This window comes from Streptomyces sp. NPDC058880 (genome assembly GCF_042742535.1).
Taxonomy (GTDB): Bacteria; Actinomycetota; Actinomycetes; order Streptomycetales; family Streptomycetaceae; genus Streptomyces.
The window spans coordinates 1-22,158 of the sequence record NZ_JBHYMC010000021.1 but is presented as its reverse complement, the minus strand read 5'-3'; the positions used below and the strand labels follow the sequence as shown (position 1 = coordinate 22,158).

The 22,158-nt window shown below is 73.0% G+C and carries 21 protein-coding genes and 1 tRNA gene; 13 read left to right on the top strand and 9 right to left on the bottom strand.

The window, feature by feature from the left end:
• The first annotated feature begins 186 nt into the window (after positions 1-186).
• Together ACFW2G_RS15070 and ACFW2G_RS15065 are read left to right on the top strand one after the other, a co-directional pair.
• A complete protein-coding gene (locus tag ACFW2G_RS15070) occupies positions 187-1,926 on the top strand; it encodes a glycoside hydrolase family 71 protein (RefSeq protein WP_384580780.1) in 1,740 nt (579 codons plus the stop codon).
• A 267-nt stretch (positions 1,927-2,193) separates the two neighbouring features.
• Positions 2,194-3,387 (top strand): aminotransferase class V-fold PLP-dependent enzyme, encoded by a 1,194-nt coding sequence (locus ACFW2G_RS15065; RefSeq protein ID WP_384580777.1) that lies wholly within the window; start codon positions 2,194-2,196, stop codon positions 3,385-3,387.
• Here ACFW2G_RS15065 and cobF read toward each other — a convergent pair.
• Entirely contained in the window at positions 3,374-4,126 is a 753-nt protein-coding gene (cobF, locus tag ACFW2G_RS15060) for a precorrin-6A synthase (deacetylating) (RefSeq protein WP_384455325.1), read from the bottom strand. The two genes, ACFW2G_RS15065 and cobF, sit on opposite strands and share 14 nt — an antisense overlap.
• A gap of 18 nt (positions 4,127-4,144) precedes the next feature.
• On the opposite strand from cobF, the gene ACFW2G_RS15055 reads away from it, so the two are divergent.
• From ACFW2G_RS15055 to ACFW2G_RS15040, 4 genes are read left to right on the top strand one after another with little or no spacing between them, the layout of a single operon-like run.
• Positions 4,145-4,900, top strand: coding sequence for a (Fe-S)-binding protein (locus tag ACFW2G_RS15055; RefSeq protein ID WP_384580774.1), 756 nt, complete (start codon positions 4,145-4,147; stop codon positions 4,898-4,900).
• Positions 4,897-6,411: a lactate utilization protein B gene (locus tag ACFW2G_RS15050; RefSeq protein ID WP_384580771.1), complete on the top strand. Its 1,515-nt coding sequence runs from the start codon at positions 4,897-4,899 to the stop codon at positions 6,409-6,411. The genes ACFW2G_RS15055 and ACFW2G_RS15050 overlap by 4 nt, the downstream gene beginning before the upstream one ends.
• Positions 6,408-7,091, top strand: coding sequence for a lactate utilization protein C (locus ACFW2G_RS15045; protein ID WP_384455316.1), 684 nt, complete (start codon positions 6,408-6,410; stop codon positions 7,089-7,091). The genes ACFW2G_RS15050 and ACFW2G_RS15045 overlap by 4 nt, the downstream gene beginning before the upstream one ends.
• 54 nt (positions 7,092-7,145) lie before the next feature.
• Positions 7,146-7,541 (top strand): VOC family protein, encoded by a 396-nt coding sequence (locus ACFW2G_RS15040; protein ID WP_384455313.1) that lies wholly within the window; start codon positions 7,146-7,148, stop codon positions 7,539-7,541.
• A gap of 110 nt (positions 7,542-7,651) precedes the next feature.
• Here ACFW2G_RS15040 and ACFW2G_RS15035 read toward each other — a convergent pair whose 3' ends face one another.
• Positions 7,652-8,014, bottom strand: a complete 363-nt coding sequence (locus ACFW2G_RS15035; RefSeq protein WP_384455310.1) for a DUF309 domain-containing protein — start codon at positions 8,012-8,014, stop codon at positions 7,652-7,654.
• Positions 8,015-8,240: 226 nt separating this feature from the next.
• On the opposite strand from ACFW2G_RS15035, the gene ACFW2G_RS15030 reads away from it, so the two are divergent.
• A tRNA-Pro gene (locus ACFW2G_RS15030) sits at positions 8,241-8,317 on the top strand.
• 200 nt (positions 8,318-8,517) lie between these two features.
• Here ACFW2G_RS15030 and ACFW2G_RS15025 read toward each other — a convergent pair.
• From ACFW2G_RS15025 to ACFW2G_RS15005, 5 genes are read right to left on the bottom strand one after another with little or no spacing between them, the layout of a single operon-like run.
• Complete coding sequence (locus ACFW2G_RS15025; protein ID WP_384580769.1) at positions 8,518-9,339, bottom strand: ABC transporter ATP-binding protein; 822 nt, start codon at positions 9,337-9,339, stop codon at positions 8,518-8,520.
• A complete protein-coding gene (locus ACFW2G_RS15020) occupies positions 9,336-10,355 on the bottom strand; it encodes an ABC transporter ATP-binding protein (protein ID WP_384455304.1) in 1,020 nt (339 codons plus the stop codon). The genes ACFW2G_RS15025 and ACFW2G_RS15020 overlap by 4 nt, the downstream gene beginning before the upstream one ends.
• 5 nt (positions 10,356-10,360) lie before the next feature.
• The gene (locus tag ACFW2G_RS15015) at positions 10,361-11,239 is read right to left on the bottom strand and encodes an ABC transporter permease (RefSeq protein ID WP_384455301.1); all 879 of its coding nucleotides are present in this window, start codon (positions 11,237-11,239) and stop codon (positions 10,361-10,363) included.
• Entirely contained in the window at positions 11,236-12,189 is a 954-nt protein-coding gene (locus ACFW2G_RS15010; protein WP_384455298.1) for an ABC transporter permease, read from the bottom strand. The genes ACFW2G_RS15015 and ACFW2G_RS15010 overlap by 4 nt, the downstream gene beginning before the upstream one ends.
• The gene (locus ACFW2G_RS15005) at positions 12,186-13,820 is read right to left on the bottom strand and encodes an ABC transporter substrate-binding protein (protein WP_384580766.1); all 1,635 of its coding nucleotides are present in this window, start codon (positions 13,818-13,820) and stop codon (positions 12,186-12,188) included. The genes ACFW2G_RS15010 and ACFW2G_RS15005 overlap by 4 nt, the downstream gene beginning before the upstream one ends.
• A gap of 131 nt (positions 13,821-13,951) precedes the next feature.
• On the opposite strand from ACFW2G_RS15005, the gene ACFW2G_RS15000 reads away from it, so the two are divergent.
• Complete coding sequence (locus ACFW2G_RS15000; RefSeq protein ID WP_384455292.1) at positions 13,952-15,055, top strand: LacI family DNA-binding transcriptional regulator; 1,104 nt, start codon at positions 13,952-13,954, stop codon at positions 15,053-15,055.
• On the opposite strand, the gene ACFW2G_RS14995 is transcribed toward ACFW2G_RS15000, so the two are convergent.
• On the bottom strand, positions 15,022-16,656 hold the full coding sequence (locus ACFW2G_RS14995; protein ID WP_037916194.1) for an amidohydrolase: 1,635 nt from the start codon (positions 16,654-16,656) through the stop codon (positions 15,022-15,024). The two genes, ACFW2G_RS15000 and ACFW2G_RS14995, sit on opposite strands and share 34 nt — an antisense overlap.
• 91 nt (positions 16,657-16,747) lie before the next feature.
• Between ACFW2G_RS14995 and ACFW2G_RS14990 the strand changes: the two genes are divergently transcribed.
• Positions 16,748-17,458, top strand: a complete 711-nt coding sequence (locus ACFW2G_RS14990) for a TetR/AcrR family transcriptional regulator (protein WP_037916197.1) — start codon at positions 16,748-16,750, stop codon at positions 17,456-17,458.
• A gap of 27 nt (positions 17,459-17,485) precedes the next feature.
• On the opposite strand, the gene ACFW2G_RS14985 is transcribed toward ACFW2G_RS14990, so the two are convergent.
• Complete coding sequence (locus ACFW2G_RS14985) at positions 17,486-17,899, bottom strand: MarR family winged helix-turn-helix transcriptional regulator (protein WP_037916200.1); 414 nt, start codon at positions 17,897-17,899, stop codon at positions 17,486-17,488.
• Positions 17,900-18,167: 268 nt separating this feature from the next.
• Here ACFW2G_RS14985 and ACFW2G_RS14980 point away from each other — a divergent pair, with 268 nt between their 5' ends.
• From ACFW2G_RS14980 to ACFW2G_RS14965, 4 genes are all read left to right on the top strand, one after another.
• Positions 18,168-19,079 carry an SDR family oxidoreductase gene (locus ACFW2G_RS14980; protein WP_384455283.1) on the top strand — a complete coding sequence of 304 codons (912 nt, stop codon included), beginning with the start codon at positions 18,168-18,170 and terminating at the stop codon, positions 19,077-19,079.
• A 1-nt stretch (position 19,080) separates the two neighbouring features.
• Positions 19,081-19,980 (top strand): amidohydrolase family protein, encoded by a 900-nt coding sequence (locus ACFW2G_RS14975; RefSeq protein WP_037916206.1) that lies wholly within the window; start codon positions 19,081-19,083, stop codon positions 19,978-19,980.
• 11 nt (positions 19,981-19,991) lie between these two features.
• A complete protein-coding gene (locus tag ACFW2G_RS14970) occupies positions 19,992-21,554 on the top strand; it encodes a long-chain fatty acid--CoA ligase (RefSeq protein WP_384580762.1) in 1,563 nt (520 codons plus the stop codon).
• 68 nt (positions 21,555-21,622) lie between these two features.
• The gene (locus ACFW2G_RS14965; protein ID WP_384455277.1) at positions 21,623-22,084 is read left to right on the top strand and encodes a MaoC family dehydratase; all 462 of its coding nucleotides are present in this window, start codon (positions 21,623-21,625) and stop codon (positions 22,082-22,084) included.
• Positions 22,085-22,158: the final 74 nt, after the last annotated feature.

Genomic DNA, 22,158 nt, shown 5'->3' with positions numbered 1-22,158 from the left:
CGCCGTCCCCGTCGCCCCCGCCGCCCGCGCCGCCCGCGCCGGCAGAACCGGCGGTCGGCGTAGTTCCCGTCGTCCCCGTGACGTACGTGCACGGTCCCCGACCCCGGCGAACGCTTGTCCGGAAGCCGGGGATGGGCTCTACTGCTGTCCAGCCCCCACCGGGGTGCATTCGCGGGAGGGGCCACGATGACAGCGGACCGGCGCACGGACCGGCGAGCACGACGCAGAGCGCACGGCGCGGACCGGGCGGCACGCCCCGTGTCGCACCGGCGCCGGCCGGCCGTCCGGGGCGGCCGGCCGCTGCTGGCCCTGCTCCTGTCCGGCTTCCTCGTCGTCGGTGTCTGCGCGGCCACCGGCATCGCCTGGGACCCGCTCGGCGGCGCCCCCGAACAGAACACCACGGTCCGCGGCGCCTCCGCCCCGCAGTCCACCGGACCCGGCTTCCCACCCGGCGCGGGCGACCCGACCCCGGCGCAGCCGCAGCAGAGCCCCCCGCCCACCCGGCGCCCGGCGGCCGACGGCGATTCCGGGGGAGCGGTGGACTCCGGAGCGGCGCGCCCCGCCGGCGCCCTGCCCTTCGACATGCCCCGCCCGGCCGCGCTGCGCTCCGGCCGAGCGGGCGGGAAGCTGGTCTTCGCCCACTACTTCACCCCGTACCCGCTCTCCCTCGACAATGCGGACGCGGACAAGGACTACTACACCCGCAACTACCTCGACCCCGATGGGGAAAGCGGCAAACACGGCAGGTACGGCGGCCTGCTGCGGGACCGCCCGCTGCCCGTCACGCCCAAGGGCGGCGACTGGGAGTACGCCAACCTCCAGCAGGAGGTGCGCACGGCGCGGGACGCCGGCATCGACGGCTTCACCCTCGACCTGCTCTCCCTCTCCGGCAAGAACTGGGACCGCGCCAACCTGCTCATGGCGGCGGCCCGTTCGGTGGACCCCGCTTTCAAGATCATGCTCATGCCGGACATGACCTCGCTGAAGACCGACGATCCCCGCGTGCTCGCCGAGGCGCTCGCCACGCTCGCCGACGCCTCCGCCGCACACCGGCTCCCCGACGGCCGACTCGTCGTCTCCCCCTTCAAGGCGGAGGCGAAGAGCGTGACGTGGTGGACGGAGGTCATCCGGGTCCTCAAGGCCGACCACGGCATCCGCACCGCCTTCGTCCCGCTCTTCCTCGACTTCGGCGCCCACACCGGCGAGTTCGCCCCGATCAGCCACGGCTTCTCCGAGTGGGGCAGCCGCAGCTACACCGGCCAGGAGAGCTCCACGCGCGACGTCCGGCGGGCCCACGGCATGGGCAAGATCTGGATGCAGCCCGTGTCGGTCCAGGACGCCCGCCCCAACCAGGGCATCTACGACGAGGCCGGCAACACGGCGACCCTGCGCGCCACATGGACGCGCGCCATCGAGGACGGCGCCGACTGGGTCCAGCTCACCACGTGGAACGACTACTCCGAGGGCAGCCAGTTCGCGCCCTCGCTGCACAACGGCCACGCCTACCTCGACCTGACCTCCTACTACCTGACCCGGTTCAAGACGGGCGGCTGGCCGAAGGTCGTCCGGGACACCCTGTACCTCACCTCGCGCACGCAGTTCGCGGACGCCGACCCGACCGGCGACCAGTCGCTGGTGATGTCGCTGCGCAAGGGAAGCGCACCGGCCCGCGACACGGTGGAGGTCCTCAGCTTCCTCACCTCACCCGCGACCGTGCGCACGACCGTCGGCACGGCGCAGGACAGCCACGACGCCCCCGCCGGGATCCACTCCGCACTGCTGCCGCTCAGGACGGGCACCAGCGCGGCCCACGTGGTCCGCGACGGGAGGGCGACGGCGAAGGTGGACCTGCCCTACCGGGCGGATCACACGGTGGAGGTGCAGGACCTCCAGTACTACGCGGCGACCAGCGGCCGCGAACCGTAAGCCGCGGCAGCGGCTGCCGACCGCCCGGGCCTCAGCTCCGGGCTGTCTGCCCCGGCCCGGCGGCGCGGCCGCGGCCCGCCCGGGCCGGACCGGCTGCGCACCCAGCCGCCCGGCACGCCCGCGGTCGGGCACCTGCCCTGCGCAGGCGGCCGCCGGCCCCCCCGGCGGGGCCGTAGCGTTCCGGCCCCGCCGGGGGCCGTGGTCTTCCGGTCCGCGAGACCGGCGGGAGATGATCCGGGCGACAGCCGCGCCGCACCCGGAGGTTCCGTGACCGAGACGACACGTCCCGCCGAACGCCCCGCCGAGCCGCCCGCAGGCCGCCCGCAGCCGGGGGAGTTCCCCGGCGGGCCCGCCCTCTTCCGCCTCGACGCCCGCGTCGCCCACCTCAACCACGGCTCGTTCGGCGCGGTCCCCGTGCCCGTACAGGAAGCCCAGGCCCTGCTGCGGGCCGAGGCGCACGCCGACCCCGACGCCTTCTTCACCGCCCTGCCGGACCGCCTGGAACAGGCCCGCGCTCGGATCGCCGCGCACCTCGCCGCCGACGCGGACGGCCTCGCCTTCATCGCCAATGCCACCGAAGGCGCCCATCTCGCCCTCGGCGCCGTCCCGCTCGCCCACGGCGACGAGATCCTGGTGACCGACCACGGCTACGGCACCGTCACCGCGGCCGCCGCCCGCCGCGCCCCGGTCACCACCGTCGCCCTGGACCCCGCCCTGCCCGACGAGGACGCCGTGCGCGAGACCGTGCTGGCCGCGCTGACGCCGCGTACCCGGGTCGCGGTGCTCGACCACGTCAGCTCGCCGACCGCCCGGGTCATCGCCTCGCCCCGCCTGGTCGCCGCACTGCGCGAGCGCGGCGTGACCACCGTCGTCGACGGCGCCCACGCACCGGGCATGCTCGCGGACCCGCTCGGCACCGGTGCCGACTTCTGGTTCGGCAACCTCCACAAATGGGGCTACGCCCCGTCCGGCACCGCCCTGCTCGCCGTCGCCCCCCAGCACCGCCACCGGGTCCGGGCACTCGTCGCCTCCTGGGAGGACGGGCACGGCTTCCCGCGCTCCGTCGAGAACCGCGCCACCGCCGACTACACCGGCTGGCTCGCCGCCCCCGACGGACTCGACCTCATCGAAGCCCTCGACGCCGCCAAGGTCCGCGCCCACAACAGCACCCTCGCCGCCCACGGCGCCGCGCTGCTCGGCGAGATCCCGGGGCTCGCCGCGCTCCCGCACACCGACGGCCTCGCCATGCGCTCCCTGCGCCTGCCGCCGGGTGTCGCCGAGACCCCGGAGCACGCCCGCGCGCTGCGCGAGCGGATCGCGGAGCGCCTGCGCATCCGGGTGCTGATCTGGCCCTGGCCGGGCGGCGGCGGCATCCGGGTCTGCGGGCAGATCTACAACCGCCCCGAGGAGTACGCCCGCCTCGCCGCCGCCCTGCCCGGCCTGCTGCTCAGGGGCGCCTGAGCAGGTAGGTGTCCATGATCCAGCCCTTGCGGGCGCGGGCCTCGGTCCGCAGTTCCTCGATGTGCCCCGCGACCTCCGCCAGCCTGCCCTGCACCAGGATCTCGTCGGGGGTGCCCACGTAGGCGCCCCAGTAGATGTAGAGGTCCTGGTCCAGGTGGGCGGTGAAGGCGTGCCGCGCGTCCAGCATCACCACCACGTCGTCCACTCCGGCCGGCCAGCCCTCGGCCAGCCGGCGCCCGGTGGTGATCTGGACCGGCCGCCCGACCCGGTTCAGATGGGTCCGGTGCCGCGCCAGGAGCGCGGAGACGCTGCTGATGCCCGGTACGACCTCGTGCTCGAAGACCACCCGGCCGCGCTCCAGCACCTCGTCGAGGATCGCGAGCGTGGAGTCGTAGAGCGACGGGTCGCCCCACACCAGGAACGCCCCGGTCTCGCCGTCGGCCAGGTCCTCCGCGACGAACCGCTCGAAGAGTTCGGCCCGCGCGCTGCGCCAGCCGTCCACCGTCGGGGCGTACTCGGCGGGCGTCCGGTCCCGGTCCGGGTCGCGGCCCTCCACCAGCCGGTGGCCGGGGCGGGCGTGCGCGTCGAGCATCGCGCGCCGCAGCCCGGTCAGATCCGACTTCTCCTCACCCTTCTCCAGGATGAGGAATGCGTCCGCCGCGCCGATCGCCCTGACCGCCTGGAGGGTCAGGTGGTCCGGGTCGCCCGCGCCTATGCCGATCACTGAGAACTTCTTCACCCGGCTATTGTGCCCATCATGCGTGCGGCCCTGTTCGTCACCTGCGTCAACGACGCGCTGTATCCGCGGACCGGCATCGCCGTCGTCCGCCTCCTGGAGCGTCTCGGTGTCGCGGTGGACTTCCCGGCCGCCCAGAGCTGCTGCGGGCAGCCGCAGTACAACACGGGCTACCGGTACGAGGCCGAACCGCTGGTGCGCCGGACGGCGGCGGCCTTCGCCGGCCACCCATACGTGGTCACGCCCTCCGGCTCCTGCGCCGCGATGATCCGTGCGCACTACCCGCGGATCGGCCTGAAGGCGGAGCGGGAGGGGCGAGGGGCGGAGCTGGCGGACGCCGCCCGGTCGCTCGCGCCGCGCGTGTACGAGCTCACCGAGTTCCTGGTCGACGTGCTCGGGGTGACGGACGTGGGCGCCTACTTCCCGCACACCGTCACCTACCACCCCTCCTGCCACGGCCTGCGCGGCCTGGGACTGGGGGACCGGCCCCGACGGCTGCTGGCCGCCGTCAAGGGCCTGGACCTGGTCGACCTGCCGGGGGCGCAGGAGTGCTGCGGTTTCGGGGGCACCTTCGCCGTCAAGAACCCGGACGTCTCCACCGCCATGGGCACCGACAAGATCGCCGCCGCGACCGGCACCGGGGCCGAGGTGCTGTGCGCCTCCGACAACTCCTGCCTCTCCCATCTCGACGGCCTCCTGCGGCGGTCGGGGGCACCGCTGCGGACCCTGCACCTCGCCGAGATCCTCGCGGCGACCGAGGAGGAACCGCTGCCATGACGGGCTTCAGAGGCGCCACGGGCGCCCCCGGAACCACCGGAACCACCGGCACCCACTTGGGCATGCCCGCCTTTCCCGAGGCGGCCCGCGAGGCCGTACGGGACGGCGTCCTGCGTGCCAACCTCCGGCACGCCACGCACACCATCCGCGACAAGCGGGCGCGGGCCGTCGCCGAGCTGGCGGACTGGGACCGGCTGCGCGCCGCGGGCAAGGCGGTCAAGGACCACACACTGCGCCACCTCGACCGCTACCTGCTCCAGTTGGAGGCGGCGGTGACGGCGGCGGGCGGCACCGTCCACTGGGCCGTCGACGCCGACGAGGCCAACCACATCGTCACGGAGCTCGTCCGCGCGACCGGCGAGCGCGAGGTCGTCAAGGTCAAGTCGATGGCCACCCAGGAGATCGGTCTCAACGAGGCCCTGGAGGCCGCCGGGATCACCGCGTACGAGACCGATCTCGCCGAGCTCATCGTGCAGCTCGGGCACGACCGCCCCTCCCACATTCTGGTCCCGGCCATCCACCGCAACCGGTCCGAGATCCGCGACCTCTTCCGTGCCGAGATGGGCCGCTGGGGCCGCCCCGCACCCGATCCCCTCGGCGACGACCCGCGGGAACTCGCCGAGGCGGCGCGTCTGCACCTGCGCGAGAAGTTCCTGCGCGCCAAGGTCGCCGTCTCCGGCGCCAACTTCATGGTCGCCGAGACGGGCACGATGGTCGTCCTCGAATCCGAGGGCAACGGCCGGATGTGCCTGACCCTCCCCGAGACCCTGATCTCGGTCGTGGGCATCGAGAAGGTCGTCCCCACCTTCCGCGACCTGGAGATCTTCCTCCAGACGCTGCCGCGGTCCTCGACGGCCGAGCGGATGAACCCGTACACGACGATGTGGACCGGTACGACGGACGGCGACGGGCCCCCCGCCTTCCACCTCGTCCTCCTCGACAACGGGCGCACCGACACCCTCGCCGACGAGACCGGCCGCCAGGCCCTGCGCTGTATCCGCTGCTCCGCCTGCCTCAATGTCTGCCCGGTCTACGAACGCGCCGGCGGCCACGCCTACGGATCGGTCTACCCCGGCCCCATCGGCGCCGTCCTCAGCCCCCAACTGCGCGGTACCGCAAGCGAGATCGACGCCTCGCTGCCCTACGCCTCCACCCTGTGCGGGGCCTGCTACGACGTCTGCCCGGTCGCCATCGACATCCCTGACATCCTCGTCCACCTGCGGGAACGGGTGGCCCAGGGCGGACCGGCGACCCGCGACGGCATCCGTGTACGGATCCGCCCCGCGCGCCGGCACACCGCGGAACGCGCCGCCGTGCGCGCCTCCCGGCTGCTGCTGGACCGCCCGGAGGCGCTGCGCGCGGGCGAGCGCCTGCTGGCCCGCGCCCGCAGGCTGGCGCCGCGCCGGCTGCCCGGCCCCGGCCGCGCCTGGACCGACACCCGCGAGCTGCCCCTGCTGCCCGCCGAGTCGTTCCGCGACTGGTGGACCCGGGAACGGGGAACCCCGCAGTGACCGGCAAAGACCGCATCCTGGCCCGCATCCGCCGGGCGGTGACCCCGCCGGGAAGGCAGGCGGGTACCGGGACCGGCCCCGGCGCCGACGTCCCGAGGGACTACCTGCGGGTACACGGCGCGCGCACCCCGGACGAGCGCGTGGACCTGCTGGCCGCGAACCTCGCCGAGTACCGCGCGCGGGTCCACCGCACGGACGGGGACGGCCTGCGGGACCTGCTGGGACGCCTGCTGGCGGACGCCGCGACCGTGCAGCTCCCGCCCGCCCTCGGCCACCGCCTGCCGTCGGAGCCGTCGCTCACCTTCGTCCCCGACCGGGCGGCGCAGACCCCTCGGGAACTGGACCGGGTCGACGCCGTGGTGACCGGCTGCGCCCTCGCGATCGCCGAGACCGGCACGATCGTCCTCGACGGCGGCCCGGACCAGGGCCGCCGCCGCATCACCCTCGTCCCCGACCACCACATCTGCCTGGTGCGCGTCCCGGACCAGGTCGTGGACTCCGTCCCCGAGGCCCTGCCGCTCCTGGACCCGCGCCACCCGCTGACCTGGATCTCCGGCCCGTCGGCGACCAGCGACATCGAGCTGGAGCGGGTGGAGGGCGTCCACGGCCCCCGCAGACTCGACGTGGTCCTCGTGGGCGCCCCGGACCGGGGGCGGCGGCCGGGGGCGCGCGACCGGTAGCGGGTGCGGGACCGCGAGCGGGGGCGGGCAGGGGCCCGGGGTCACAATAGGGCCATGTCATCCCACATCGCCCTGACCGCCCTCCTGGTCCACGACTACGACGAGGCCATCGACTTCTACACGCGTGCCCTCGGCTTCGATCTGGCCGAGGACACGGCCCGCCCGGACGGCTCCCGCTGGGTGGTCGTACGCCCGCCCGGCGCCACCGAGTCCGCCCTGCTGCTGGCCCGAGCCAAAGACGAGGCCCAGCGCTCCCGCGTCGGCGACCAGACCGGCGGCCGCGTCGGATTCTTCCTGCACACCGACGACTTCGCCCGCGACCACGCCCGGATGACCGCCGAGGGCGTCCGCTTCCTGGAGACCCCGCGCCACGAACCGTACGGCTCCGTGGCCGTCTTCGAAGACCTCTACGGCAACCGCTGGGACCTGCTCCAGCCCGCCCTCCGCTGAGGGCCGGCCGTACCCGTCCCCCCGGCGGGCCTGTGCCGACAGCCTCGGCCCGCCACCCTGTCGCGACGATGCCCGCAGGTGCCCCGTACGGGGGTCCCCCTCCGACGGCCTCAGCGGCCGCAGCCCAGCCGGGGGGCCTCCCGTGCGGCGTCGACGGCCACGCCGGCCCGCTCCACCCGGCCCGCCAGCTCCCGGGCCCACCGGACCAGGCCCGGCACGTCGAGCCCGTACGGGTCCCCCCGCAGCCCCTCGATGCCGTCGGCCCCGCGCCGCAGCAGCCGCGCCCCGCCCACCGTGTTGCCACGGGCGGCGTGCGTCAGCCCGACCGCCAGCTGCGCCAGTCCCCGCCACAGCGGCGCCGAGGCCCCGGGCCCCGACTTCCAGGCGTCCTCGAAGACCTCGTGCGCGTGGAAGGGCTTCCCTGCGTCCAGCAGCCGCTGCGCCTCGCGCACCGTCTCCGCGGGCGAGCGCACGACCCCTTCCGGCTGCCGCTCCACACCCGGCGCGCCGTAGGCAAGCGGCCGTCCCAGCCCATCCCTCGGACGGGCGTTCCTCGCCCGCCCTTCACCGTCCCTGTCCCGTGCGTTCACCGTCCCATCCTGCACCGCGCCGATTACCCGTGCATGCACACCCCTCGGCGTGGGGTAATGTTCTGCATGTGCCGCCGAGCACGGGGAAACCCGCAGGTCGAAGGTACATCGGGACGTGGCGCAGCTTGGTAGCGCACTTGACTGGGGGTCAAGGGGTCGCAGGTTCAAATCCTGTCGTCCCGACCATGCGGAATCGCAGGTCGGAGGCCGTATCGGAATTTTCCGATACGGCCTCAATGTCGTTTTCGGGCGCCAGTTGGGGGCCACGCCGGCCCGAGCGGGTCAGGCGGCGGTCATGGCCGTGAGCGGCAGTGAACGAGGTGCACGGAGCACCGTGGGGTGCGCGGACAGCGCGGTGCCGGGCCGCTGGGTCGAGCGGCCGGCGGTCACCGGCCTGCGGGCCACCGCCCGCGCCGCGGCACCGAGTCCAGGAGGAGTCGGGTGTACGCGTGTTGGGGAGCTTCCAGGACCTGTGGGGCCGGACCCGTCTCCACGACCTGACCGGACTTGAGCACGAGGATCTCGTCGGCGATGTGTCGGACCACCGCCAGATCGTGTGTGACGAACAGGTAGCCGATCCCCGACGCGCTGCGGATCCGCCCGAGGAGTTCGAGGATCTGCGCCTGGATCGAGACGTCGAGCGCGGCGACGGCCTCGTCGAGGACGAGGATCCGGGGCTCCACCGCAAGGGCACGGGCGATCGCCACGCGCTGGCGCTGGCCGCCCGAGAGGTCACGGGGGAGGGCGGCTGCCTCGCGCGTGCCGAGACCGACCTGGTCCAGGAGTTGGGCGACCCGGCCGCCGCGGCCCGGCGCGTCGAGATCCGTGTGGAGGCGCAGCACCTCGTCCAGGCAGCCGGAGACGGTCACCCGCGGATCGAGGGAGAGGTACGGATCCTGGAAGACCATCTGGATCTCCCGGGCCCTGGCCAGCCGTTCCACCCGGCGACGGGGCCGGGTGGAGCGGTCCCGGCCGTCCAGGCGGACGGTCCCGCCGTCCGGGCGCTCCAGTCCGACGAGCATCCGCGCCGTGGTGGTCTTGCCGCTGCCCGACTCACCGACGATCGCGAGGGAGGCCCCGGGCGCCAGGGAGAACGACACGCCGTCGACGGCCGTGTGGTCGCCGTATCGCTTGCGTAGTCCCTCGACGGCCAGGCCCTCGGCGACCGGTCCTTCGGCTTCCGGTCCCCTCTTCCCCGAGGCGGTCACAGCGCGATCCCTTCGTCGGCGCGGTGGCAGGCGGCGAGTCCGTCGCCGTGCCGGGTGAGTTCGGGCTTCTCCTGTGAGCAGCGCGCCACGGCGTGGGCGCAGCGCGCGGCGAAGGCGCAGCCCGGCGGCGCTTCGGCCAGGGAGACGGGACGCCCGGGGACGGGACGGGGCGCGGGCACCCCGGCTTCGATGCTCGGCGTGCAGGAAATCAGCCCCGCCGTGTACGGGTGCCGCGGCCGGTCGAACAACTCGTCGGTACCGCGCGTCTCCACGATCCGGCCCGCGTACATCACATAGACCCGGTCACAGACGGTGGCGGCCAGTTCGAGGTCGTGAGTGACGAAGAGCAGGCCCGTGCCCCGCTCGGCCCGCAGGCGGGTGAGGAGTTCGATGATCTCCGCCTGGGTCGTGACGTCCAGGGCGGTCGTCGGCTCGTCGGCGACGATCAGTGCGGGTTCGGCCGCGAGGGCGGCGGCGATGACCACCCGCTGGAGCATGCCGCCGGAGAACTCGTGCGGACGGCGGCGCAGGGCGCCGCGCGGATCACGGATGCCGACCGCGTCGAGGAGTTCGAGGGCCCGCGCGGTCGCCGTGGCGGCCGGGGTCCCGGCCGCGCGCAGCCCTTCGGTGAGGAAGTCGCCGACGCGGCGCAGCGGGTTCACGGAGGCGCGCGGGTCCTGGAAGACCATCGCGACCTGTCGGGTGCGAAGCCCGGTCAGCTCCGCGCGGCTCATGGTGAGGACATCCCGGCCGGCGACCCGGACCTCGCCGCTGGTCCGTGCGCCGGCGGGCAGCAGCCCGAGGACGCTGCGGCACGCGACCGACTTCCCGGAGCCGGACTCGCCGACGAGGCCGACACTCTCCCCGGGGTGCACCCGCAGGCCGACTCCGTCCAGGACCGGCCGCGCGGCGCGGGAGTCGGTCAGGTGGACCCCGAGACCGTCGATCTCCAGGACCGGATCCCTCCCGCCGGCCGGGGTCGCGGTCGCGTCCGTCCGTTTCCGCTGTTCCTTCATGCGGTTCACCTCTTCCGCCTCGCGATGCGGTCGGCGAGGCCCTCGCCGACGATGCCGAACGCCACCACGGCCAGCACGATGCACGCGGAGGGCGCGAGGGCGGGCAGCATCGCCCCCTGCTGGACGGCCGACTGGCCTTCGTTGATCATGGCGCCCCAGTCGGCGGTCGGCGGCTGCACGCCGAAGCCGAGGTAGGAGAGCGCCGCCAGGTCCATCAGCGCGTACCCGAAGTTCATCGCCGACTGGGCGAAGACGGTGGGGGCGATGTTGGGCAGGAGGTGGCGCAGGCACACGTTCCAGCCGGACCAGCCCTGCACCAGGTAGCACTCGATGTAGGGGCGGGTCTTCTCCTGGCGCGCGATGCCGCGGACCAAACGGCCCACGTACGGGGTGTACGCCACCGCCATCGCGATGACGGGCGCGGTCATCCCCGAGCCGACGACGGAGACGAGCAGGATCGCGAGCAGGAGTCCGGGGATCGCGAAGGCCATGTCCATCGAGCGGGACAGGACCGAGTCCACCCAGCCGCCGCGCCAGGCGGCCAGCACGCCGAGCAGGGTGCCGGCCAGGGTGGAGACGCCGACGACGAGCAGCGGGCCGAGCAGCCCGGTGAGGGCCCCGTGCATCAGCCTCGACAGGATGTCCCGCCCGGACTGGTCGGTGCCGAGCAGGTGTTCGCCGGTGGTTCCGGCAAGGCTCGCCGAGAGGTCGAGGGCCTCGGGGTCGTACGGCGCCAGGACGGGGGCGAGCACGGCGATCAGCACGAGAGCGGCGAGCACCGCGACCGAAGCGGTGAACAAGGGCCCCTGGGCGACGAGGCGCAGGGGGCGCAACCCCGGCCTGCGGCGCAGGACGTCGGGTTCCGCAGGTGCGGTCGTGGTCATGAGGAGCCTTCCCCGTGGAGCGACAGCCGGGGGTCGATCAGGGGTGCGAGCAGGTCGACCGCGAGGTTGACGAGGACGAAGGCGCCCACGCTGAGGAGGGTGATCGCCTGCACGACGGCGAAGTCCTTCGCGGTGACCGACTGTACGAGCAGGGAACCGAGGCCGGGCACGTCGAAGGCGGTCTCGACGATCGAGGTGCTGATGAGGAGTCCGGCGAGCATCGTGCCACCGACGGTGACGACCGGGCCGAGCGCGTTGCGCAGCACGTGCCGACGGACCACGGTACGCTCCGGGACGCCGCGGGCGCGTGCCACCTCGACGTGTTCCCGGCCGAGTTCGTCCAGCATCGCCGAGCGGGTCACCCGGGCGAGCAGGCCCGCGAAGGTCAGCGCCAGTGCGATGGCCGGCAGGGTCAGGTGGTACAGCCTTTCGGAGAATCCGACGGGTGCGCCACCGGGGCCGGGGAACCAGCCCAGACGGACGGAGAACAGGGACACGAGCGCGATCGCGGTCACGAAGGACGGGGTGGCCGTGGCGAGACCGGTGCCGAGGAGCACCGCGCGGTCCAGCGGCCCGGGACGCAGCGCGGCGAGTACTCCTGCCGCGATGCCGATGAGGGTGACGAGCAGCGCCGCGTATCCGACCAGAAGGGCCGTGCCGGGCAGCCTGGATCCCAGGAGGGTGGAGACGTCCTGGTGGAACTGGGCGGAGCTGCCGAAGTCGCCCTGGAGGACCCCGCCGAGCCACCTGGCGTACTGCACGGTGAGCGGGTCGTCGAGGTGGTACTGGGCGCGCAGGGCCGCCACGGCCTCGGGGGTCGCGGGGCGGCCGTGGAGCAGGAAGGACACCGGGTCGCCGGGGGCCAGGTGGATGCTGCCGAAGACCACGAGAGAGGTCACGAACAGCACGGCCAGCAGCCCGAGGACGCGTCCGACGAGATAGCGCGTCATTTCGCCGCGGCCCCGATCGTCGCGGCCCACGGGTAGTACAGCTGGGCGATCCCGGTCGGGGCGCCGGTGACGCGCTTGCCGAGGAAGAGCACGTAGGGCGCTTCATAGACGGGGATGACCGGCAGCTCGCGCAGCGCGATCTTCTGCAGCTCGGCGGTCAGCTCCGCGCGCCTGCCCGCGTCGGGTTCGGCGTTGGCCCGGTCGAAGGCAGCGTCGAAATCGGCGTTCGACCAGTTGCCGTAGTTCCCGAAGTCCCCGGTGCGCAGGTACTGGTAGAACTCCAGCGGGTCCGGGGTGTTGTCGTACCCGTTGGTGATGACCAGGTCCAGGCCGGCGCGCGCGCCGGGGTCGACGAAGATGCTGCTGTACGCCTCGGGGGGCACCGACTTCAGTTCGACGTCGAGGCCGATCTCCCGGCCGGCGGCCTGTACGGCGTTGGCGACGACGCTGATCTCGGGGGCGAGCGTGCTGGTGACCAGGGTGATCTTGCGGTCGGTGGCAGCCGACTCCCGGACGAGCTTCTTCGCGGCGTCGATGTCGTAACCGGGTTCGGGCAGGGTGTCGTAGAGCGCGGTTGTCTTCTCCGGGGCCAGCGCCCACGCGCCGCGCGCGGCGGGGGCCTTGGCGGGGACGCCGATGCCGCCGGTCGCGGCCTTGATGATGTTCTTCCGGTCGAGTGCGAGGGAGAGGGCCTGGCGCACCTTCACGTCGCCGAGCGGACCGCCGAAGTCGAGCACGGCGAGGTTCGCCGCGGCGGTGTTGGGGCCGAAGAGGACGCTGCCCCTGCCACTGGAGCGCAGTTGCCCGATCGTCGCGGGGGCCACCATGTAGCCGCCGTCGGCGGTGCCGGACAGGAAGGAGTTGGTGCGGGCCGCCGGGTCCTCGACGAAGGTGAACTTCACGATGCCGGTCCTGGGGGCGAGCCGGGGGTCCCAGTAGGTGTCGTGCTTCTTCAGGGTGATCTCGGTGCCCTGGGTCCAGGTGTCGAGGGCGTACGGCCCGGTGCAGTTGACCTTGCCCGCGGGGGTTCCGTAGTCCCTGCCGGCCCTGGCGAGGGTCGCGGCGCTCTCGATGGTGCCGGGGGAGGCGGCCATCAGCTCGTGGAGCAGGACGTCGGGCTTGGTGAGTCGGAGCGTCACCTCCATCGGTCCGGTCTTCTCGACGGCGTCGACGTTCTTGAACGTCGACGCCCAGGGAGAGCCGGTCCGGGGGTCCATCTGGCGCTGGAGGGAGGCGACCACGTCGTCGGCCGTCATGGTCGTGCCGTCGTGGAACGTCACCCCGGGGCGCAGGGTGTAGACCAGCGTGAGGGGGTCGGGGCGGTCGTACCTCACCGCGAGGCCCGGTTCGATCCTCATGTCGGGCGTGACCCGCATGAGCTGCTCGCACACGTTGGCGAGCACGGTGTTCGGCGGGTAGTCGTACGCCAGGGCGTAGTCGAGCGTGTAGGGCTCGGCGTACAGGGACCAGGTGAAGGAGTCCAGCGGGCCCTGCGCGGGCGGCGAGAGGGGGGTGACCTCGTGGTCGGTGCCGCCGGCGGTCCTGGGTGTGGTGGCGCCTGAGCAGGCGCCGGTGGTGGCCGCGAGGGCGGCGGCGCAGAGGAGAAACGCCATGGTTCGGGGCATGCGCATGCAGACCCACCCCTTTACGGGTGTAGTGACGGGCGCTGTGGGATGGAGCGAGTATTGATGCGGGAACGTTCCTGCACAAGGCTGTGCGGGAACGGTTTTGCAAAGGTCACGAGGGTGGCAGCATCAGTCGTATGACCGAAGCCTCACCGCAGGGCGGGCCGCCCTCGCCGCCCCTCCCACGCGTCCGCCTCGTCGACGTGGCCCGCGAGGCGGGCCTGTCCAAGACGACCGTCTCGGCGGCACTGAACGGCACCGGAAGGCTGTCTCCCGAAGTCCGGGAGAGAGCCCGCGAGACCGCGCGCAGGATGGGCTACCGGCCCAACGCCACCGCACGCCGGCTGCGTGCGGGGCGAGCCAGATTGATCGGATACGTGGTCGGGGAGTTCGCCGACGCCCCCTGGACCTTCCCGGAGTCGCCGTACCTCGCCCGGCTGACCGCGGCCACCGCGGCGACGTCGCTACGACGCGGCTACGCCATGGTGCTGCTGCCCGCCGGGTCCCTGCAGAGCGAGTGGGCCGATCTGTCGCTCGACGCCGTGGTCGTCGCCGACCCGGTCGCCGACGACCCGATCGTCGAGGACCTCCTCGCCGCCCGCATCCCCGTGTTCAGCGACCGCTCCGTCGAGGGACGGCCCGGGGCGTACTGGGTGGACGTGGATGCGGGCGCCGCCGTGCGCGGGGCCCTCGACCACCTCCGGGACCAGGGAGCCCGACGGCCCGTCCTGGTGGTGCCGGACAGCACCACCCGGTTCCACAGCGAGGTGTACGCCGCGCACCGGACCTGGTGCGCCGCCCGAGACCTGCCGGAACGGGTGGTACGCGTCGACGGGTCGGGCAACGGTCCCGTCGTCCGCGCTGTCGAGAGGGCCCTTGCGGCCGATCCGGCAGACGATCCGGCGGCCGACCAGGCGCGACCCGACGCCCTCCTGGTCGTGGCCGAGGCGAGTCCGCCGCTCGTCCTGGACGCGGCCCGCCGCCTCGGCTACGAGGTCCCCGGCGACCTGCTCCTCGTCTGCGTGAGCGAGGACGTCACCGCCGAGCACGCCGACCCGCCCGTGACCACTTTGAGCCTGCGGCCCGAGGCGATCGCGGAGGCGGGTATCGGCATGCTCGTGGCGGTCCTGGAAGACGGAGACCAAGGGGCGGCGGGGGTGCTCGTCCCGACCCGCCTCGACGTCCGGGCGTCATCGGTACGGTCCGCTCAGCCCGAGTACACGAGTCGGCCGCCGACATAGGTCCGCTCCACCCGGGCCTGCGCGATCTCCTGCGCGGGCGCCGTGAGGATGTCGCGGTCCAGGACGACCAGGTCCGCGAGGTTGCCGACCCGCAGGCTGCCGGCGTCGTCGTGACCGTTCACATGGGCCGCCCCGGCCGTATAGGCGGCCAGAGCGGTCGGCAGGTCGAGCCGCTGCTCGGGGTAGAAGACCCGGTCGTGGTCGGCCTCGGCGTCCCGGCGGTTCACGGCCACGTGAAGACCCGCCAGCGGATCAGGGCTGCTCACAGGCCAGTCGCTGCCCGCGACGAGGGTCGCGCCCGCGCGCACCAGGTCGCCGAACGGGTACTGCCAGGCCGCACGCTCCGGCCCCAGGAACGGGATGGTCAGGTCGTCCATCTGGGGCTCGTGGGCCGCCCACAGCGGCTGGATGTTGGCCAGGGCGCCGAGCGAGGCGAAGCGGGAGAGGTCCTCGGGGTGGACGACCTGGAGATGGGCGAGGTGGTGGCGGTTGCCGCGGTGCCCGTTGGCCGCCACCGCAGACTCGATCGCGTCCAGGGCCTCGCGCACGGCCCGGTCGCCGAGGGCGTGGAAGTGCACCTGGAAGCCGAGGGCGTCCAGCTCCGTCACGTATCCGCGCAGCGCTCCGGGCTCGACGAAACTCAGACCGGTGTTGGCGGTCGCGCAGCCGCAGCCGTCCAGGTAGGGGGAGGTCATGGCGGCGGTGAAGTTCTCCGCGACGCCGTCCTGCATGATCTTCACCGAGGTGGCGCGGAACCGTCCGGCCCTCAGCTTCTCGCGGCGGGCCACCAGTTCGGGAATCTGCTCGGCGCCGCGTGCCCGGTCCCACCACAGTGCCCCGGTCACGCGGGCGGTGAGCGAGCCGTCCCCCGCGGCGGCCATGTACGCGTCCGAGGGGTCGGGCCGGCCGTTGAGCTCACCGAGCATGGCGTCCTGCCAGCCCGTGATGCCGAGGGAGTGGAGCAGTTCCTGGGCCCGGAGCAGCCCGGCGAGGAGTTCCGCCGGCGTACTCGTCGGCAGCAGCCGGCCCACCAGCGAGGTCGCACCCTCCTGGAGCATGCCGCTGGGAGTGCCGTCCGGCTCGCGCTCGATCCGGCCGTCGGCGGGATCGGGAGTGGATGCCGTGACTCCGGCGAGTTCGAGTGCCCGGGTGTTGGCCCAGGCGCCGTGGTGGTCCCGGTTGGACAGCAGGACCGGGCGGTCCGGGACGACGGCGTCGAGCAGGTGCCGGGTCGGCAGCCCGCCCTCGAAGCTCTCCATCGACCAGCCGCCGCCGGTGATCCACTCGCGGTCGGGGTGCGCGTCCGCGTACGCGCGGATCAGAGCCAGGTAGTCGTTCACGCCGACGGTCCCGGTCAGATCGCACTCGGCCAGTTCCACCCCGGCGAAAGCCGGGTGCATGTGGGCGTCCTGAAAGCCGGGGAGCAGCAGCTTCCCCGTCAGGTCGACCACCTCGGTGTCGGGGCCCACGAGTTCCCGTACCTCGTCGTGGCCGACGGCCGTGATCCTGTCGCCGGTGACGGCGAGCGAGGTGGCCCGGGTGCGGGCCGGGTCCACCGTGAAGACGGGGCCGCGGGTGAAGACCAGATCGGCCTTGGCCATTCGAAAGCTCCAGAGCGTGAGGCGACGGGGTGGCGCCATGGAACCGGCAAGGCGGTTTACACGTCAATGGTGTTGTCGTAAGGTCCCGGCCATGTCCGAACGTGTCATCCCCGAAGGCGGACGCCGGCGCCGCCGCCCCACCAAGCAGGGTGCCGTCCTCTCGGAGCAGCTCATCGTCGAGACAGCGCTGAGGCTGGTCGCGCAGCACGGCGCCGAAGCACTCTCGGTGCGCAGGCTGGGCGCCGCGCTCGGCGCCGACCCGAGCGCGCTCTACCGCTACTTCCACAACACCGACGCCCTCCTCCTCGCCCTCGCGGACGAACTCATCGGCAGGGCGCAGGAGGGCTGGCGGGCGACCGGAGACTGGCGCGAGGACCTGCGCTCGATGGGCCTGCGGATCCATGCCTGCTACCTCTCCCACCCGCAGGCCGCCGTCCTCGGGGCGTACCGCACCACGGGACGCCCCCACGAGACCCGGGCCGTCGAGCGCATCCTCGGCATCCTGCGCTCGGCCGGCTTCCCGTATCCCCTCGCCGTCCGCGCCTACCACGCGTTCGTCGACCAGGCCCTGGCGTTCGCGGCCCAGGACGCCGCCGCGCTCGCTCTGCCGAAGGCCGCCCGGGAGGCGGACGAGGCGGTCTGGAACTCGGTCTACGGGAGGCTGTCGGCCGACACCCACCCGCACATCGCCGCGGCCTTCCCACTGCTCGCCGCCGACATGCGTGACAGCGGTTATCCCTTCGCCCTGGAGCTGATGCTCAGCGCGATGGAGGCGCTCCGTCCGGCGGCGACCGAGGGCTGAGGCGCGCCCGCCCCGTGGGTGCGCCGGTCAGGACAGGGCCCGCCAGGCCTCGTTCAGTGCGGCGCGGAACGCGGCGGTCTGCTCGGGGCTCAGGCCGGCGGTCATACGGGCCTCGATGCGGCGTGCCGGCTCGGCATACTCGGCGAGCAGCCGCCGCCCGGGATCGGCGAGCAGGATCAGACGTTCGCGGCGGTTGGCCGGATTGGGCTCACGGCGGATCAGGCCCCGGCTCTCCAGGGCCCGGACCATGTCGGCCATCGACTGGGCGGTGACGAAGGAGTCGCGGGCCAGTTGCGCCGCGGAGATTCCGTCGTGCCGCTCCAGCACTGTCAGGGCGGTGTACTGCAGCGCCGTGACCCCGGCGGGCTTGAGCAGCTCCTCCAGCCTGGCCCTTACCACCAGTTCCGTTCTCTTGACCAAGTAGAGCAGTGACGTGCTCACGTTCGTCCTCCCGTCGTGGCGGCTCGTGCGGGGCCGCTCGTGCCGCGGCCGGTGCCGTGTCGCCGCGACGGCGGCGCATCCGCACCCTAGGCATCCGCACCCTAGGCATCCGCACCCTAGGCATCCGCACCCTAGGCATCCACACCCTAGGTCATTGACAGGAATCCTGCTGATTGCCCAGACTGCGTTCATCAGGATTCCTGTCGATCCCGGCTTGTGTCGGCGCTCTCGGCATGTCGTATCCCACCACTCTCGAGAGGCACCTCTCATGGATCTTCAGGGCAAGGTCGCCGTCGTCACCGGCAGCGGACGCGGCCTCGGGCTGGCGTACGCGCAGGCCCTCGCCGCCGCGGGCGCCGCCGTCGTCGTCAACGACATCGACCGGGGCACGGTGGACGCCGCCGTCGCCTCGATCACCTCCCGGGGCGGCAGGGCGGCCGGCGTCGTCGCGGCCGTGGGCGACAGCGAGGCGGCCCAGCGCCTCGTGGACACGGCGGTCGGGGAGTTCGGGCGCCTGGACATACTCGTCGCCAACGCCGGCATCCTGCGCGACCGCGTGCTGTGGAAGATGACCGACGAGGACTTCGACGACGTCGTCCGCGTCCACCTGCGCGGCACGTTCACCTGCGCCCGCGCCGCCGCCGTCCGCATGCGCGAGCAGGGCACCGGCGGCCGACTCGTGCTGATCTCCTCGCCCGCCGGCCAGCGCGGCAACTTCGGCCAGACCAACTACGCCGCCGCCAAGGCCGGCATCGTCGCCATGGCCCGCACCTGGGCCATGGAACTGGGCCGCTCCGGTGTCACCGTCAACGCCGTCGTTCCGGTCGCCGCCACCGAGATGACCCGGACCATCCCGGCGTTCGCCCCCGTCATCGAGGAGTCCGAGCGCACCGGCGAGCCCCTGCCCGACTGGCTGCGCAAGGATGAGGGCCTCGGCACCGTGGAGGACGTCGCAGGCCTGATCACCTTCCTGGCCTCGGACGCCTCCGACGCGGTGACCGGGCAGGCCATCGGCATCGGCGGCGACCGGCTGGCCCTGTGGGCGCATCCAAAGGAGAAGGCGGTCGCCCTCGCCGACGGAGGCTGGAGCGGCGACGCCATCGCCGCGGCGTGGCCGGACGGAGTCGGCGCCGAGCCCGAGACCTACGGAATCCCCGCGCCCCAGGCCCCGGTGGCGTGAGATGGCCGACCGCAGCCACGACCTCGCACTCGACCTCGACGCGCTGACCGCCATCGACGTGCACACCCACGCGGAGGTCTCCAAGGACGGCCACGGGGCCCTCAGCCCCGAGCTGTTCGGCGCGTCCGAGGCCTACTTCAAGGCCCACGGCCACCGGCAGCCCACCATCGAGGAGATGGCAGCGCACTACCGGGAACGCCGGATGGCAGCCGTCGTCTTCACGGTCGACGCCGAGCACGCCACCGGCCACCCGCGGATCTCCAATGAGGAGATCGCCGAGAGCTGCGCCGCCCATGCCGACGTCCTGATCCCGTTCGCCAGCGTCGACCCGCACAAGGGCCGCGCGGGGGTTCGTGAGGCCCGACGCCTGGTGGAGGCGTACGGGGTGCGCGGTTTCAAGTTCCACCCCAGCATCCAGGCCTTCTCCCCGGACGACCGCCTCGCCTATCCGCTGTACGAGGCCATCGAGGAACTCGGCGTACCGGCTCTCTTCCACACCGGCCAGACCGGGATCGGCGCCGGCGTCCCGGGCGGTGGCGGCATCCGGCTGAAGTACTCCAACCCGATGGCCGTCGACGACGTCGCCGTCGACTTTCCCGAGCTGAGGATCGTCCTCGCCCACCCCTCCTTCCCCTGGCAGGACGAGGCGCTCGCGGTCGCCACCCACAAGCCGCACGTCTACATCGACCTGTCCGGCTGGTCGCCCACGTACTTCCCGCCGCAGCTGGTGCGCTACGCCAACACCCTGCTGCAGGACAAGGTCCTCTTCGGCTCCGACTTTCCGGTCATCACCCCCGACCGGTGGCTCGCGGACTTCGCCGGCCTCGACATCAAGCCCGAAGTCCGCCCGAAGATCCTCAAGGAGAACGCCGCCCGCCTGCTCGGCCTGTCCACCCACTGAAGGGAACGCTCGTGCTGAACCAAGGCATCGGCTCCTGGCCGGCGCGCCGGGCCCGCAAGACACCCGACCGGGCCGCCGTCGTCCACGGGGACCACACCCTGACCTACCGGGACCTCCACCGTCGCGTCCTGCGGCTCGCCCACGGCCTGCGCGCCCTCGGCGTCGGCAGCGGCGACCGGATCGCCTACCTCGGTCCCAACCATCCGGCCTTCCTGGAGACGCTGTTCGCCGCCGGAACGCTCGGCGCGGTCTTCGTCCCCCTCAACACTCGCCTGGCCGCCGCGGAGCTCGCCCACAACCTCTCCGACTCGGGCAGCACCGTCCTTGTCTACGCCCCTGAGCAGGCCGCGGCCGCGCACGCCGCCGCCGTCGGGGCGGGGGTGCACCACCGCATCGCGCTCGACGGAGCCGACGAGTCCGGCGACGGCGCCCTCGGGTACGAGGAGTTGCCGGCGGGCGCTCCCGACGAGTCCCTGGACGTGGCCGTACGCCCCGAGGACCCGTGCATGATCATGTACACCTCCGGGACCACGGGCCGACCCAAGGGGGCCGTCCTCTCCCACGGCAACATCATCTGGAACAGCGTCAACGTCCTCGTCGACACCGACCTCACCGCCGACGAGGTGACCTTGGTGGTGGCCCCGCTGTTCCACGCCGGAGCCCTCAACATGACCTGCCTGCCCACCCTCCTCAAGGGCGGCCGGGTGGTGCTGCTTCCGGTCTTCGACGCCGATCTGGTCCTCGACACCGTCGAACGCCGACGCGTCACGTACCTGTTCGGCGTCCCCACGATGTACGACGCCATGGCCGCCCGGCCGCGCTGGGCGAACACTGACCTCTCCAGCCTGCGCACCCTCAACTGCGGCGGTGCACCGGTCCCGGCCCGCACCATCGCCGCGTACATCGAGCGCGGCCTCGCCTTCAGCCAGGGCTACGGCATGACCGAGGCGTCCCCCGGCGTCCTCTTCCTCGACCGGGAGCACACGGCGGCCAAGGCCGGCTCCGCCGGCGTCCCGCACTTCTTCACCGACACCCGCATCGTCAGGCCCGACGGGAGCGACACCGCGCCCGGCGAACGCGGCGAGATCCTCGTCCAGGGCCCCCACGTCATGACCGGTTACTGGAACCGGCCCGAGGACACCGCGGCAGCCTTCACCGACGGCGACTGGCTGCGCACCGGCGACATCGCCCGCACCGACGCCGACGGCCACGCCTACCTCGTCGACAGGGTCAAGGACATGTTCGTCTCCGGAGGGGAGAACGTCTACCCCGCCGAGGTGGAGGCCGCGCTCCTCGACCACCCCGCCGTCGCCGAATGCGCGGTCATCGGTGTCCCCGACCCGGTCTGGGGTGAGGTCGGCCGGGCCGTCATCGTCCTCAGGTCGGAATCCGTCCTCGCCGACGTCGGCGAGGAGGACCTCCTCGGCCACTTGCTGGGCAGGCTCGCCAAGTACAAGATTCCGAAGTCGGTCGTCCTCGCGGGCAGCCTGCCCCGTACGGCCTCCGGGAAGATCGCCAAAGCCGCAGTCCGAGACGGTTTCACCACCGGTCCCGCCGAACTCCCCACACCCTGAGCGGACTTCGAGCAGGACGATGCCCCAGAGCGCGTTCAGCGCCGCCCGCCCCATCGAAAGGCCTTCGCATGCCCATCACCCTCGCCGACGGACTCGGCGCACTCACCTCCCTCAGCGGAGCCGACCTCGGTCGCACCGAGTGGATCGAGATCACCCAGGACCGGGTGAACACCTTCGCCGACGCCACCGACGACCACCAGTGGATCCACACGGACCCGGAGAAGGCCGCGGACGGGCCCTTCGGCGGCCCCATCGCCCACGGCTACCTCACCCTCTCCCTGATCATCCCGCTCTTCGGCGAGCTGCTCGGCATCACCGGCACCACGATGAGCGTCAACTACGGCCTGGACAAGGTCCGGTTCCCCAGCCCCGTCCGCGTCGGCGCGAAGATCCGCCTCCACGGCCTCGTCGGTACGGTGGAGGAGGTCAGGGGCAACGGCGTGCAGATGCCGGTCACCTTCACCGTCGAGGTCGAGGGCAGTGACCGGCCGGCCTGCGTCGCCGAGGCCGTCTACCGCCACTACGCCTGACCCGCTCCCGGGCCGACCGCGCCACGAGAACGAGCTGACGGTGCCGGCCACCACGCACACGTGGTGGCCGGCAC